This is a genomic window from Pseudoalteromonas rhizosphaerae, assembly GCF_902498845.1.
Taxonomy (GTDB): domain Bacteria; phylum Pseudomonadota; class Gammaproteobacteria; order Enterobacterales; family Alteromonadaceae; genus Pseudoalteromonas; species Pseudoalteromonas rhizosphaerae.
The window spans coordinates 1-14019 of sequence record NZ_CABVLM010000021.1 but is presented as its reverse complement, the minus strand read 5'-3'; the positions used below and the strand labels follow the sequence as shown (position 1 = coordinate 14019).

The following is a 14019-nucleotide window of genomic DNA, read 5'->3' as shown; positions in this document are numbered from 1 at the left end:
TTTGTTTGCTTTGGCGTGGTACCGTTATTTAATTGCGTGCCACGCTACTTCAAACTCTTCTTCAAGTGCACTGTTTAACAAGTGCTTATAGGCCTTATTAACTGGCGTGTTAATCAATTTTCTAAGTTCATCACCCGTTTGCGTAAATTTATAGTAACTGAGCACTAGATCGTTATTTTTTGGTTTGAGTGCAACCCGTTGGGTTAAAAATGTCAGATTCATTTCTTGGCCCGCCTTAAGTGCTGCGGATTCAATTTCTTTACGGTAGATTAGGCCGATATCCATCAAAGTTAATACATCAGGAAAGCTGATCCCAGCTTTACCTAAGTTAAACGACACTTTATTGCCTTTGCGTAGCAAATCAAATAGCGAAGGTTTTTTATAAAAGCCTAATAAAATTAAATGGCTATTATCTTTTTCATTATAGCCACAAATCGCGGTACATTTTTGTAGTGCATCCGCTTCGCGCTGGGTCATTTGCTTAAGTGTTTGTAAGCTTTTAATTGAAAATGTTCCCGGTGATACCGTTTCTCCCGCTAAAATTTTTGCCCACAGCTTTTGCATTGATTCGTTTGAAGTATCTTCACATAGTGCAATAAAGCGTTCTACCCAATCACTGTCAGGTTGCCCTTTACTAGTTACGTCAGGGCAAAAATCCATTGCCATGGCCATAATCGCTTCAATATTGTGTTGTTGTTTGATAAGGAGCAATTGTTGGCGATGTTGGGCTCTATTGAGTGTTGAGTTATCACTATTGACTTGATAAGGCAGTTTACTTTGCCCTTGTGGGCCATAACTATCATCACTGGTACTGGTAAGGCGAGTCGAACTGGTTTTACTCATCGAGTAACCTAGCTTAATTTCAATTATATGAGCAAGGTTAATTTTTGCTTGGGCTGTTTGAATCGTCATCGATCTTCTCGCTGTGTGGGGCTATTTGCAGCTGTGCAGTAGTTTTTAAATTATTAAGTCCAAGTTTCACCGTATTTGCCAAAATATACTGGCTAAATAGCGCCAAATAACCACCTAAAATTGAAGTAGTAACTTCGCCATCTAGTGAGCATGTCACTTGATTACCATTAGCTAGTGGTGAAAAAGAGACCACACCTGTAACAATATGCTCTTCATTAAAGAGAATATTAAAATTGATTTTAGTGCTGCTTATATTGGTAATCGTCATTTCACCAAATCCCCAGCTACTTTGCCAAAATTGATGAGCACCAACGCCAGAACTCGGCTCTCCAAGCGTGAAAACAATACTCGGATCTACTTTTTGCCAAGGTGACCAGCTAGACCACTTGGTAAAATCACTAAGTAACGGGGTGATATCTGTTTGCGGAGCATGAATTTCAATGCTCTTTTGTACTTGGTATTGCTGTGGCAATAGCAGCCCAATTACCAAAAGAATTAAAGTAATCAGAAAAATAAATTTAGTAATTCTGGGTAAAATATTAATGGCTGTTCCTTAAATTATAAATTCCACTGTCGCACAGCAAGCTGCTGAATATCGACTATAATCTGTAAATCAATATTCATTAATCATCGACATTAATACTGTATCATAAGTTAAATAGTGATAACTTATTAGTCAATAACTGAATTGTCTCAATATTAAATGATGGCGCGTAATATTTGAATTTAAAGGATTTGGAATGACGTCAGAACACAATGATTTTTTGTTTTTTAACCATGAAGATGAGCCTCATGAAGAGGTTGTGCCCAAAGATTACTGGGATGTTCTGATTGTTGATGACGATCCTGAAATTCACACTGTAACAGAACTAGCACTCTCAGGCGTCGAGTTTTGGGGAAGAACACTGCGTTTTCATCATGCTTATTCTGGCGCTGAAGCAGTTGAAGTGTTAGCTAATACTAATAATGTGTCGGTATTACTGTTAGATGTAGTCATGGAATCCGATGATGCGGGTTTAAAAGTAGTTAAAGAGGTACGTGATACGCTGAAAAATCATAACGTACGAATTATCTTACGAACGGGTCAGCCTGGATATGCGCCTGAAGAACAGGTGATCCGAGAATATGATATCAATGATTATAAAACTAAAACCGAACTTACCCGCAGTAAGCTAGTTACCTCGTTAGTTACAGCTATTCGCTCATACGAACAAGTTTGCCAACTTGAATATCAAAGCAAAGCGTTAAATAATATTCTGTTAGCCTCAAAGGCAATTTTAGGTTTTACCGACATTAAAGCATTTACTATGGCGGTGATTAAGCAGCTCTCGGTAATTTTAGATTGTGCGCCAAGGGGGGTTGTGTGTGGCAGTCTGGATGATAGTTATCAAGTTCAAGTGTTGGGTGGTTGCGCTGAGTTTAGTGCTTTTATTGGCCAAGGTATAGAACAACTTGATGATGGGCGGATTATTTTGCAAGTGCAAAATTGTTTTGAGTTTGGCGAACATCAGCACACTGAGCACGACACTACGTTTTTATTGAAAAGTAAAAATCGTCAGGCTGCTATTTACTTAGAGTACGTTAGCCAACCAAGCTTAACACAATTGCAATTTGCTGAAATTTTCTTAACAAACGTCAGTGTAGGCTTAGATAACGTCAGACTTTTTAATAAACTCAGAGATGCAGCCTACAAAGATGTGTTAACTGGTCTTGCCAATAGAACTGATTTTATTGAACAAATTGAAAAGTATCATCGATTAAATAGTAACGAGTATCTATTTATTCTAATTGATGTCGCACATTTTTCAGACATCAACAATGGTCTGGGTCAAGAAGTGGGTAATCACTTACTTACATCAATCGTTGAGCGACTCAAACAAGAATACCCAAACGCTAAATTACTGTCACGGATTGGTGCAGATGTATTTGGTTTTTTAATTGAGCGCGATGGATTTGATCTAAACGAATTAAGTGAAAATTTAAGCTTACCGTTTGCAGCAGCAGAGCATCTGTTACCGGTTAATTTTAAAATTGGTTTGTGCGAGCAACTGGACTTTCAAACCTCCGGTATTGAAACACTTAAGCTTGCGTATATTGCACTCAATCACGCTAAAAAAGGTAATCAGGGGAATGCTGTTTGTTACACTCCCGATATGGAAGAGCAAATGGCTTGGCGATTAGGGATTATTCGCCAGCTTCGCCAAGACTTTGAAAATAATAAATTGGAAGTATGGTATCAACCGCAATTGGCGTTTAGTGATTTGTCATTAAAAGGCTGTGAAGCATTACTACGTTGGCCATCGGGACAAGGTAACTATATTTCTCCTGCGATTTTTGTACCACTTGCTGAAGATGCTGGGCTAATTGTTGAGATTGGTCAATGGGTATTGGAGCAGGCTTGTCAGCAGCAAAAACGTCTTGAGGTTCAAGGTGTTGAAATTTGTATTGCGGTCAATGTGTCGGTACCGCAATTTAAGGTGAAAGGCTACGCACAACAAGTCAAAGATACTTTGCGAAAATATCAGGTAAACCCAAAAAATATTGAATTAGAAGTTACCGAAAGTGTGGTGATGGATGATCTCTCGATGGTGATTGAAACACTGCAAGATCTAAAAGAGTTTGGTATTGAAGTGGCGATAGATGATTTTGGTACTGGTTTTTCATCACTGAGTTATTTGCAAAAGTTACCGTTGGATAGGTTGAAAATAGATCGTGCATTTGTCAAAGACTTACCCGAAAAAGACAGCGGCGCAATTGCCAAGCTGGTTATAGCTCTTGGCGCGCAGCTCGGATTAAAAACGATTGCAGAAGGCGTTGAAACACAAGCACAAGCTGATTTTCTTAAGCAATTGGGCTGTGATGAAGTGCAAGGTTTTATGTACGCTAAACCGATGCCTGAAGTTGAGCTTATTCAATATATTGAAAGTAAAAAATAATATTATGTTTGATGCCAGTGTAAATAGCTAATATCGCTTGGTGATTAATTCGGGTATACTTTGCGACCTTTTTTAAAGCAATTGGTTACTTTATATGAGCGCACTTAAAGCCAAGCGAGCGTTATTCTCATACCCTAAATATTGGGCTGAGTGTTACGGCACAGCACCATTTTTACCAACTACACGCGAAGAGATGGATGCCCTTGGCTGGGATAGCTGCGATATCATCATTATCAGTGGTGATGCTTATGTAGATCACCCCAGCTTTGGTATGGCGGTAATTGGTCGTGTACTTGAAGCACAAGGTTTTAGGGTCGGTATTATCGCTCAGCCAGAATGGGATTCGAAAGATGCCTTTATGGCACTTGGTAAGCCTAACTTATTTTTTGGTGTGACTGCCGGTAACATGGACTCGATGATCAACCGCTATACGGCTGAAAAGCGTATGCGCCATGATGATGCCTACACGCCCGGTAATGTGGGTGGCAAGCGTCCTGATCGTGCGGTGATGATTTACTCACAACGATGCCGCGAAGCCTACAAAGGTGTGCCAATTGTAATAGGTGGTATCGAAGCCAGCTTACGTCGAATTGCCCATTATGATTACTGGCAAGAAAAAGTTCGCCGTAGTATTTTATTTGATGCCAAAGCCGATATTCTTATTTACGGTAATGCTGAGCGACCATTAATAGAAGTTGCTCATCGTATTGCCGCCGGCGAAACGATGGATACCATTCAAGATATCCGTGGTACGGCGGTTATTCGTAAAGAGCCATTACCGGGCTGGCGTGGTAGTGATTCCACCGCGATTGATAAAATTGGTAAAATTGACCCAATTCCAAACCCATATGGTGCCGATGATGTGGGTTGTAGCAAAAGCGAATTTAAAAAAGCGGGTATTGATTTACAAGCTGAAGCGGCAAAACCAATTACCATTCAGCCAGCGCGTCCTAAACCTTGGGAAAAAACCTACGTTAAGCTACCTGCGTTTGAGCAAGTGAGTGTTAATAAACCACTGTACGCTCATGCATCACGTATTTTACATCAAGAAACGAACCCAGGTTGTGCTCGAGCGTTATTCCAACGCCATGGCGATCGCTCTATTTGGGTTAACCCACCTGCGTATCCGCTTGAAACACATGAAATGGATGCAGTGTTTGGATTGCCTTATCAGCGAGTTCCGCATCCAAGTTATGGTACTGCAAAAATCCCCGCTTACGACATGATCAAAACCTCAGTTAATATTATGCGAGGTTGTTTTGGTGGCTGTAGTTTCTGTTCAATTACTGAGCATGAAGGACGGATAATTCAAAGTCGTTCACAAGAATCGATTATTGAAGAAATCGAACAAATTCGTGACAAAGTACCAGGGTTTACTGGGGTTATTTCGGACCTTGGTGGGCCAACTGCAAACATGTATAAACTGCGTTGTAAGAGCAAAAAAGCTGAGAGTACCTGTCGACGTTTATCGTGTGTATATCCTGATATTTGTAAGCATATGGATACCGATCATACACCGACTATCGAGTTATATAAAAAGGCTCGTGAAGTTAAGGGGATTAAAAAAATCCTAATAGCCTCTGGTGTTCGCTACGATTTAGCTGTGCAAGACCCTCGTTACGTCAAAGAACTCGTAACCCATCATGTTGGTGGTTATTTAAAGATAGCGCCTGAGCATACCGAAGACGGGCCATTATCTAAGATGATGAAACCAGGCATGGGCGCATATGATCAGTTTAAAGAGCTTTTTGATAAATACTCAAAAGAAGCAGGGAAAAAGCAGTACCTGATCCCTTATTTTATTTCTGCGCATCCTGGCACTAAAGACGAAGACATGGTGAACATGGCGTTGTGGTTAAAGTCGAACGATTTTAAACTAGATCAAGTGCAAAATTTTTATCCGTCACCAATGGCTAATGCCACCACGATTTATCACACTGGGATGAACTCGCTGCGTAATATTAAAAATAATACTGAGCAAGTGCCGGTGCCAAAAGGCGCGCGTCAACGTCGTTTACATAAAGCGATATTGCGTTATCACGACCCAGCAGGTTGGCCGATGATCCGTGAAGCACTGCGTAGTATGGGCAAAGCTAAGTTGATTGGTAAAGGTCCAAACTGCTTAGTGCCAGAAGAAACCCGTGACGAAAAATCGCTTAAAGCAGGTAAAGGCGGGCGTCCAGCGCTTAGTCGTCACACCGGCTTTAGCCAGTTTAAAAAAGCCAATACCAAACCTAAGGTTGGCGGTAATCGTCAGCGGGCTAGGTAATTTTCGGTAAATAAAAAACGCCCAGCATTTGCTGGGCGTTTTAGTTTATGGCTGCTTATTATTCTGCTTATTCTTCAATGAAAGCTTCGCCTTCGGTCATCCACTTAGCGGCAGGCTTGCCTTTTAAGTAGTGATCAAAGTACTGCATCATCCGAATTGAAAAATCCACTTGGTTAGGAAATTTCTTTAAGTGGTGTGGTTCACCTTCATACTGCAAAAACGTCGCATCTTTACCTGCACGGCGCAGCGCTAAATAATACTGTACGCCTTCGTGCCATGGTACAGCATCATCTTTATCACCAAACATAATTAAGATTGGTGTATTTACTTTATCAGCGAAGAATACCGGTGAGTTTTCGATGTAAAGCTCTGGCGCTTCAAACAAGGTTTTACCGATACGGCTTTGCCCAGTTTCATATTGGAACTGACGCGCTAATCCTGATTTTAAGCGAATACCGTTGTAAGCGCTGGTCATGTTTGACACGGGCGCACCCGATACTACCGCTTTGAACATATCAGTTTGGGTGATCATAAAGGCACTTTGATAGCCCGCCCATGAATGCCCTTGTAAGCCAATTTTATCAGGGTCAGCGATACCTAAATCAATCAGCTTTTGGGTGGCGTTGATCATGGTTTGCGTTGATGATTTACCTGGGTGACCAATTTCAAAGCGAATATCAGGTAAGAAAATCGCGTAACCGTTCGAAGTAAACATTGGGAAGTTAGGACGGTGGTTTAATTCCATTTTAGGGAAATCAAACATGCGTTGACTCATATAACGGTAAAAGTACACCACCACTGGCACTTTATCGCCCTTTTTATAGCCTGCAGGCTTTATCAATACGCCTTGCAAGTCTTCGCCATCGAAGCCTTTATAGCTAATTAGCTCCGGTTTTTGCCCCCACGCAAAGTCGTTAACTTGTGGGTTTAAATTAGTAACGCGTTGTGGCTTTTTAAAGCTAAAATCAGTTTGATAAAAATCAGGGAACTGCTGATAAGTTTGCTCAGTGAATAGGTATTTATCGGCATTTTTAGCTTTTTTTACCACGTCAAAACGTTTTTTACCGCTTAATACTTTGCTGATCGAGTTATCAGCAAGATTGAGTTTTGCTATTTCAGTTTGCTTTTGCTGTAAGTTTGTAGCACTTAGCAACAATGTATCGTCTTTTTTAAAGCCAACTTGGTCTTTATCTAGTTTGATGACTCGATATTGCGTGTTGTTTTCTTTGCCTTGTGTAAGGCGTGTGGCTTTGAGAGTTTTAACGTCAAATGCCCAGATATCGTATTTGCTATATACCAGCACTTGGCTGCTATCAGTTAACCAACCGGCAAAACCATAACCCGGTTGAGTGGAAGGGTAATCGTGCTGATCATCGGCGAACGTTGCTTTAATCGCTGTTGTTAAGGTACTGACTTTATTGTTACCTAAGTCTTTGAGTTGCACTTGGCTATTTTCAAAGTAAGCAGCAAATTGTCCACTGGGTGATAGGCTGGGCCTAAACGGGTAATCACTGATAATCGCTTTACGCTCACCATTTTGCACATTGACTGCATAGTAGTCAGCAAAAAAACCGCCATACATAATACGTTTAAGATAAGGTAAATTTGAAGAACCAAGTAACGCAGTGCGATTGTTGGTATTGAGTGCCACATCTGGCATGTCAGTGTTACTTAGTTGCGCAACTTGTTTGCCATTAAGATAGTAAACGGCTTGATAATGGCGGTTTTTATTGATTTCTTTCCATTGTTGCTCTTCGCGGGGTTTAATTTCGGCATCGTTGTTATGCCAAACGTGAAGGCCTTTTTGGTCGCGTATCGTATCGTAATCAAATAACGAGGCTTGATCGGTGTATTTCTTTTCTTTAATTTTTTCCGCTAACTTAGGGTGATTTTCAAAGTACAGGCGTTCACCGTCTTCAGACCAGCTCAATTTTGCTGTTTTACCAATAGTCCAATCTTTTTCAGGAGCAGCAATATTTGTAAGCTGTTCGTTTTGCCACAGTTTTAGCTGATGATCGCGACGGCGCATATCGTCATTTACATAATTACCCAGTGTAAATGCGGCAATATTCTTAGTTGGATGCCACACTATTTTGTTTGCAACAACGCCTGGTTCATCAATTAATACACTCGTATCAAATGTTTGGTTTAATGTAATTAATGCTACTTGGTTATCGTTACCGTCAGGATAGCTTTGGCTGACAAGAAGCTCGCTGCCAAATGTATTGATTGCGTAACTAAATACGCTATTTACTGTATGAGTTGTTTTGTCTTTTAAATTTACAACAATGAGCTCAAACGCTTTATCTTTTTTATCAGGTTTGATTTCACTGGTTTTAGCGGTGTTTTTTGTGTCATCAATATCTTTACTATCAGCGTCTTTATCTGCTTTTTCATCAAAGCGATAAGCTAACCAGTTACCATCATCAGAGAGCTGGTAATCTTTTACGTTCTCAAAAACTTGTTGTTCCCCCGTTATTGTATTAACGAGTACTAGATTGTTTTTTAAGGTGTCTTTCTTTTTTGTGGTTTCTTTTTCAAGCAAAGTAGGGACTTGGGTGAATGCTACCCAGTTAGCTGCTTTGTTGATCTGAGGTTTAGTGCCGCGCTCAATTTCTGCAAGTAATTTATTATTGTTTAAGGTATAGACTTGGCCTGTTGCATCGCCACGGTATGGGGTTGCACTAAAGCTCAGTACTTCACCATTTTCAGATAATTGCGTTGTTTTAGCTGCTTTGAAATCGAATACATCTTTAAATTGTAGCGGCTCTTTTGCGGATGCCGTGGCACTACCAAGGCTTGCAACCAGTGCTACGCTGAGTAGGGAAAGTTGTGCTTTCATTGTTACTTCTCGTTTTGTTTCATCTGCATCATCATAACGAGTTTGTTCAACAATTCGAGTAGAAACGATAAGCGGTCGAAAATAAAGGTTGAAAGTAACATTTATAAAAAAACCTTGTAGGAAAACCGACAAGGTTGATAATTTTAGGAGCTAGGAGCTAAAGCCATATTTTTTGTAATTCTAACCACTGTTTTTCAAATTGCGCGCTAGGTTTTGCTTTAAAGTCACTGCGGACAAATTGGTTCATCTTGCCTTCAATGTAGGCAAGTAAAAAGTTGGCAATGGTTAACTCATCACTTTGAAAGGTTTTACCTTCGCGAAGTTTACGCTCGCGTAGTACTTGTTTTAGTTGTGTTTCAAGCTTTTCAAACAAGCTTTGTACACGCTCACGCAAGCGTTCTTGCTCACCTTGCAAGGCGTCGCCGGTCAAAATACGAGTGATCCCCGGATTTTTCTCAGCAAATGCCAGTAGTAGCAATAAAATATTATAGATACGGCTTTGAGTTTCTTTTTCGTTTTCAAGAATGAGATTTATGCGCGACAACAAAGTGTCTTCAATAAACTCTATTAAGCCTTCAAACATCCGTGCTTTACTCGGGAAATGACGATAAAGCGCAGCTTCAGAAACACCTACCTCAGCAGCTAATTTTGCTGTGGTGATACGTTGACCTGGGCTGGTTTCTAACATTTGTGCGAGTGCTTGTAGTATTTGCTCTTTGCGATTACTTCTTTTTGTCGCAGGCATGAACATTCCTTTCTTTATAATTATTTACTTAGCTTTTGGGCGGCTACTTATCACTCACTTTTTGAGCAAGCGATAAGGGCTATGTTAATGTTTTATTCAGTTTCTTTCCAGCCTTTTTACAATCGTTTAGCAAGCTCACTCATTACACTCAGTGCTAATGCGCTTTTGGTATCGACGGGCAGTTCTTTTTGTTCATTATGCCAGAACAGTGTTAAAGCATTATGATCTGAATTAAAACCAAGGCCGGTTTGTGATACATCGTTAGCGCAGATCATATCGAGGTTTTTATTGCTGAGTTTGCCTTTCGCATAGCTTGCGACATCTTGAGTTTCTGCGGCAAAGCCAACTGTATATGGGCGACCCTCTGTAAGGCTAGCAACTGCGGCAATTACATCTGGATTTTTAACTAAAGTGAGTGTCAGTTCATCGCCTTGTTTTTTCATTTTTTGCTCGGCAATCGCTGCGGCGCGATAATCGGCAACCGCGGCGCAACCAATAAAAGCATCCGACTTTGGAGCAAAAATAAGCGATTGTTCAAGTAGTTGCTCAGCGGTCTCAATGTTAATTAGGTTAACACCTGGTGGTGGCGCAATTGTTACCGGACCTGAAATCAGGTTAACCGTTGCTCCTAAACTAACTGCCGCATGTGCAAGCCCAAAGCCCATTTTCCCAGAGCTGTGATTAGATATAAAACGCACCGGATCAAGTGGCTCACGAGTTGGCCCTGCGGTGATTGTAATTGTTTTACCAGCTAGTAGTTGCGGTTGCGAAGGTTGCGTGCATAGTGCCACTAACTGATGTGGTTCAAGCATTCGCCCTGCACCTACATCACCACATGCTTGTTCACCCTTACCTGGGCCCCAAATTGCAATGCCACGCTGTTTTAAAGTTGCTAAGTTAGCTTGAGTTGCTGGATGGGCATACATTTGTTGATTCATTGCAGGCGCCACTGCTACTTTTGCGGGTGTTGCCAGCAATAAAGTGGTGAGTAAATCATCTGCAATGCCGACTGCCATTTTTGCGATGATATTAGATGTGGCAGGAGCGACTAATATTAAATCAGCCCATTTAGCAAATTCAATATGGCCCATAGCGGCTTCAGCAGATGGATCGAGCAAAGAGTCTGAGACCATTTCACCACTTACGGCCTGCATGGTAAGCGGAGTAATAAAGTGCTTAGCTGACTCAGTCATCACCACTTTGACATCACAACCATGATCTTTTAAACGTCTAACAAGTTCGGCGCATTTGTAGGCGGCAATACCACCGCTGATACCAAGTACAATTTTTTTATTTACTAATTCTGTCGCTAAATTGGTCATTAACTTTGTCATACTCTGATAAAACTGTTTGTCGATATGCGCTAACGATAGCAAATCTTTGCCTTGGGGACGAAGTTTTAATATGGAATTTATTCGCAGTTTTACAGGCGAAATTTTATTTTTGCATTACAGTTAAATTATAAATCATTTTTCAGGGACGAAATAATGCAGCTCACCTCTTTACCAAGTAGCCAGCGACCACGCGAAAAGTTATTGGCGAAAGGGGCTAAGTCGTTAAGTGATGCCGAGTTATTAGCGATATTTTTGCGAACGGGTTTACCGGGCATGAATGTAGTTGAGTTAGCACAACATTTAATGACACAAAATCAAACACTGCATAACTTATTTAATGCATCAATCGATGATTTTTGTGCACAAAAAGGACTGGGCACAGCAAAATTTGTGCAACTTCAAGCAGTACTGGAATTGAGTCGTCGTTATATGATGGAGCAATGCCAGCGCGAAGCAGTATTTAATTCACCGCAATCAGTATATGACTATTTAACGATTGAGCTGCGAGGCTTGCAGCAAGAAGTGTTTATGGTGTTGTATTTAGATAGTCAGAATCGCTTAATTAAAGAAGAAACACTTTTTTATGGCACTATTAATGCGGCATCTGTTTACCCAAGAGAAGTCGTCAAAGCGGCTTTAAAAAATAACGCTGCGGCACTTATTTTGGCTCATAATCATCCATCAGGTATTGCTGAACCAAGCCAAGCTGATAAATTAATTACCGCTAAATTGCAGCAAGCTTTGCAATTAGTCGATATAAATATTTTAGATCACATCGTTGTTGGGGGAGATAATTGTGTTTCGTTTGCAGAACGAGGCTTGATTTAAGCGTATTCAAATCACTAAGCGTGTTAAAAATGAGCGGTTTAGTGCTTATTTGCAAATTAGTTTAATTTAAATGCAGTTTTTACTTTCCCTAAGGGCATTCGATCTTTATAATTAGCCGCTATCAAATTTACACATGAGCTGGTTGGATTAGATCAATCACTTGATCTTTGCCTGTATAAGCTGTATAAAGAGCGCCCTTCGATTTATCCCTGGGGCACAAAATACATAGCCTAGGGGACAAATTAAGCTCGAGCGAAGTTATTGGAGATATATAGACATGTCTAAAGTATGTCAAGTTACAGGTAAGCGTCCTGCGGTTGGTAATCACCGTTCACACGCGAGAAACGCGACTAGACGTCGTTTCCTACCTAACCTACAAACACACCGTTTTTGGGTTGAAAGTGAAAAACGTTTTGTAACATTACGCACTACTACTAAAGGTATGCGTATTATCGATAAAAAAGGCATCGACACGGTTCTTACTGAAATCCGTGCTCGCGGCGTAAAAGTTTAAGGACCTGAGTCATGCGTGATAAGATCCGTTTAGTTTCTACAGCTGGTACTGGTTTTTTCTACACTACCGACAAGAACAAGCGTAACATGCCGGAAAAAATGGAAATCAAAAAGTTTGATCCAAAAATCCGTAAACATGTTCTTTTCAAAGAAGCTAAAATCAAGTAATTTTAGTTTTCTATGAATATCAAAAACCCAGCTTAGGCTGGGTTTTTTGTTTTTCAAATGCGTAGTTTTTCCGTTCTCGAATCACAGATTATTCGTTTATATCATCGTCGACTAATTTTAAAAATGTGTCATAACAGGTAACATGTGCGTTGTTATCGTTGATGCAAACTAAATTTCGGCCGTGATGTTTAGCAAAGTAGAGTGCCTTATCAGCTCGCTCTAATACTTTTAAAACGCTATCATTACTCTTTTGTATAGCGGTTACCCCAAGGCTGATAGTGATAGGCATATTGGCAACTGTATTTGAGCTAATTAAACTCCTTAATTCATTCGCTTGCTTTGCTGCATCCAACAAAGCAGTGTTGAGTAATATTATTACAAACTCTTCACCACCCCAACGGGCGATTAACGCTTGCTCACCTATTTTTTGCTGCAACAGATGAGCAAACTCTTTTAGTACTTTATCGCCAACTAAATGCCCGTGGGTATCATTAATTTTTTTGAAATAGTCTATATCACACATAAGTAAACAATGAGATGTTTGAGAGTGCTCGCTTTTAGTTATTAATGCCGATAACTCTGCATCAAATTTTTGTCTGTTATATAACTCAGTCAACTTGTCTGTTTCTGCTAACTTTTTAATTTCGTCATTAAGGTTAGATAAGTTTTGATACGCTAACGAACGTGTTTTTTCGTAAAATCTAAAAATTAGAATATGAGCGATACTGACTTCGATAGTGTTAAATAATGATCCTAACCCTATGGTTATTGTTTGTTGTTGCTGTGTATAAATTAAGTATGCACAAATAGAGAATGCAATTGCGCTGATGATGCTGCCTCGTTTTCTGCCTATTAAAAAAAATGCAAAAGGGGGGATCAGCGTAGCCCATAATATTGAGAATGGATTTCCGCCTACCGAAATTATAAATAACATAGCTAAGCTGCTAGCCATTAATGTAACAGCCCATGCGGTTACATTAACGTTGCCAGATTTGTAAAACCAGAAATAAATAGTTAATGAGATAACAAGTCCTAAACAGTCAATTAAGGCAAGGTCTAATTGCTCGAAATAGAAAACATTGAGTACTGTTAAAATGAAAAAGTAAGCTGTTGAAAATAATAAAAAATGGGCGATTAAACGTGCTCGCCAAAAATCTTTGTGATCCTTTGCAAATTGCGGAGACTTACTGTACCAAAACCCTAACATAAATGAATATTACCTAATTATTTATGATGTTAAGTATTACTTATTTGCAGAGTCCTGTGTAGCACAAATATTAACTGATAAGTTTTAGGTATAAAAAAACCTTGCAGGAAAAACCCACAAGGTTAATATTTTTAGCACCTAGTACTTCGTCACACAAATTTTGACTAGTTGAGAGCACCGTAAGCTCTCTCTAGTTTTTCACGTGCTGAATCAACATTAAACATCCAATTTATACTGACGCCTTCTTTATTTCGGCGCCATTCCC

11 protein-coding genes are annotated in these 14019 nt (G+C 40.0%); 5 read left to right on the top strand and 6 right to left on the bottom strand.

Annotated features, from left to right (window positions below):
- Positions 1 to 24 precede the first annotated feature (24 nt).
- Positions 25 to 912, bottom strand: a complete 888-nt coding sequence (locus tag PSR9079_RS21780) for a TIGR03899 family protein (protein WP_149983236.1) — start codon at positions 910 to 912, stop codon at positions 25 to 27.
- Complete coding sequence (locus PSR9079_RS21775; RefSeq protein ID WP_246175639.1) at positions 881 to 1384, bottom strand: SRPBCC family protein; 504 nt, start codon at positions 1382 to 1384, stop codon at positions 881 to 883. Before PSR9079_RS21775 ends, PSR9079_RS21780 begins: the two co-directional genes overlap by 32 nt.
- A gap of 268 nt (positions 1385 to 1652) precedes the next feature.
- On the opposite strand from PSR9079_RS21775, the gene PSR9079_RS21770 reads away from it, so the two are divergent.
- Together PSR9079_RS21770 and PSR9079_RS21765 are read left to right on the top strand one after the other, a co-directional pair.
- Positions 1653 to 3848, top strand: a complete 2196-nt coding sequence (locus PSR9079_RS21770; protein WP_149983234.1) for a bifunctional diguanylate cyclase/phosphodiesterase — start codon at positions 1653 to 1655, stop codon at positions 3846 to 3848.
- A 94-nt stretch (positions 3849 to 3942) separates the two neighbouring features.
- Complete coding sequence (locus PSR9079_RS21765; protein ID WP_145234682.1) at positions 3943 to 6117, top strand: YgiQ family radical SAM protein; 2175 nt, start codon at positions 3943 to 3945, stop codon at positions 6115 to 6117.
- A gap of 67 nt (positions 6118 to 6184) precedes the next feature.
- Here the strand turns inward: PSR9079_RS21765 and PSR9079_RS21760 are convergent, their stop codons facing one another.
- The 3 genes from PSR9079_RS21760 to coaBC all read right to left on the bottom strand — a co-directional run bounded on the left by PSR9079_RS21760 (position 6185) and on the right by coaBC (position 11038).
- Entirely contained in the window at positions 6185 to 8959 is a 2775-nt protein-coding gene (locus PSR9079_RS21760) for a S9 family peptidase (RefSeq protein WP_149983233.1), read from the bottom strand.
- Between the two features lie 157 nt (positions 8960 to 9116).
- Positions 9117 to 9704: a nucleoid occlusion factor SlmA gene (slmA, locus tag PSR9079_RS21755; RefSeq protein WP_145234700.1), complete on the bottom strand. Its 588-nt coding sequence runs from the start codon at positions 9702 to 9704 to the stop codon at positions 9117 to 9119.
- Positions 9705 to 9820: 116 nt separating this feature from the next.
- The gene (gene coaBC, locus PSR9079_RS21750; protein ID WP_179959239.1) at positions 9821 to 11038 is read right to left on the bottom strand and encodes a bifunctional phosphopantothenoylcysteine decarboxylase/phosphopantothenate--cysteine ligase CoaBC; all 1218 of its coding nucleotides are present in this window, start codon (positions 11036 to 11038) and stop codon (positions 9821 to 9823) included.
- Positions 11039 to 11191: 153 nt separating this feature from the next.
- On the opposite strand from coaBC, the gene radC reads away from it, so the two are divergent.
- The 3 genes from radC (at position 11192) to rpmG (ending at position 12547) form a co-directional block, all read left to right on the top strand.
- The gene (gene radC, locus PSR9079_RS21745; RefSeq protein WP_145234702.1) at positions 11192 to 11866 is read left to right on the top strand and encodes a RadC family protein; all 675 of its coding nucleotides are present in this window, start codon (positions 11192 to 11194) and stop codon (positions 11864 to 11866) included.
- Between the two features lie 277 nt (positions 11867 to 12143).
- Positions 12144 to 12380 carry a 50S ribosomal protein L28 gene (rpmB, locus tag PSR9079_RS21740; protein WP_004335549.1) on the top strand — a complete coding sequence of 79 codons (237 nt, stop codon included), beginning with the start codon at positions 12144 to 12146 and terminating at the stop codon, positions 12378 to 12380.
- An 11-nt stretch (positions 12381 to 12391) separates the two neighbouring features.
- Positions 12392 to 12547, top strand: a complete 156-nt coding sequence (rpmG, locus tag PSR9079_RS21735) for a 50S ribosomal protein L33 (RefSeq protein WP_004335545.1) — start codon at positions 12392 to 12394, stop codon at positions 12545 to 12547.
- An 88-nt stretch (positions 12548 to 12635) separates the two neighbouring features.
- On the opposite strand, the gene PSR9079_RS21730 is transcribed toward rpmG, so the two are convergent.
- On the bottom strand, positions 12636 to 13754 hold the full coding sequence (locus PSR9079_RS21730; protein ID WP_149983232.1) for a GGDEF domain-containing protein: 1119 nt from the start codon (positions 13752 to 13754) through the stop codon (positions 12636 to 12638).
- Between the last annotated feature and the right edge of the window lie 265 nt (positions 13755 to 14019).

Excerpts from the sequence above, each read along its gene's own strand:
- PSR9079_RS21780 (WP_149983236.1), bottom strand. The coding sequence starts at position 912 with ATGACGATTCAAACAGCCCAAGCAAAAATTAACCTTGCTCATATAATT.
- PSR9079_RS21770 (WP_149983234.1), top strand. The coding sequence starts at position 1,653 with ATGACGTCAGAACACAATGATTTTTTGTTTTTTAACCATGAAGATGAG.
- PSR9079_RS21765 (WP_145234682.1), top strand. The coding sequence starts at position 3,943 with ATGAGCGCACTTAAAGCCAAGCGAGCGTTATTCTCATACCCTAAATAT.
- PSR9079_RS21760 (WP_149983233.1), bottom strand. The coding sequence starts at position 8,959 with ATGAAAGCACAACTTTCCCTACTCAGCGTAGCACTGGTTGCAAGCCTT.
- slmA (WP_145234700.1), bottom strand. The coding sequence starts at position 9,704 with ATGCCTGCGACAAAAAGAAGTAATCGCAAAGAGCAAATACTACAAGCA.
- coaBC (WP_179959239.1), bottom strand. The coding sequence starts at position 11,038 with ATGACAAAGTTAATGACCAATTTAGCGACAGAATTAGTAAATAAAAAA.
- radC (WP_145234702.1), top strand. The coding sequence starts at position 11,192 with ATGCAGCTCACCTCTTTACCAAGTAGCCAGCGACCACGCGAAAAGTTA.
- rpmB (WP_004335549.1), top strand. The coding sequence starts at position 12,144 with ATGTCTAAAGTATGTCAAGTTACAGGTAAGCGTCCTGCGGTTGGTAAT.
- rpmG (WP_004335545.1), top strand. The coding sequence starts at position 12,392 with ATGCGTGATAAGATCCGTTTAGTTTCTACAGCTGGTACTGGTTTTTTC.
- PSR9079_RS21730 (WP_149983232.1), bottom strand. The coding sequence starts at position 13,754 with ATGTTAGGGTTTTGGTACAGTAAGTCTCCGCAATTTGCAAAGGATCAC.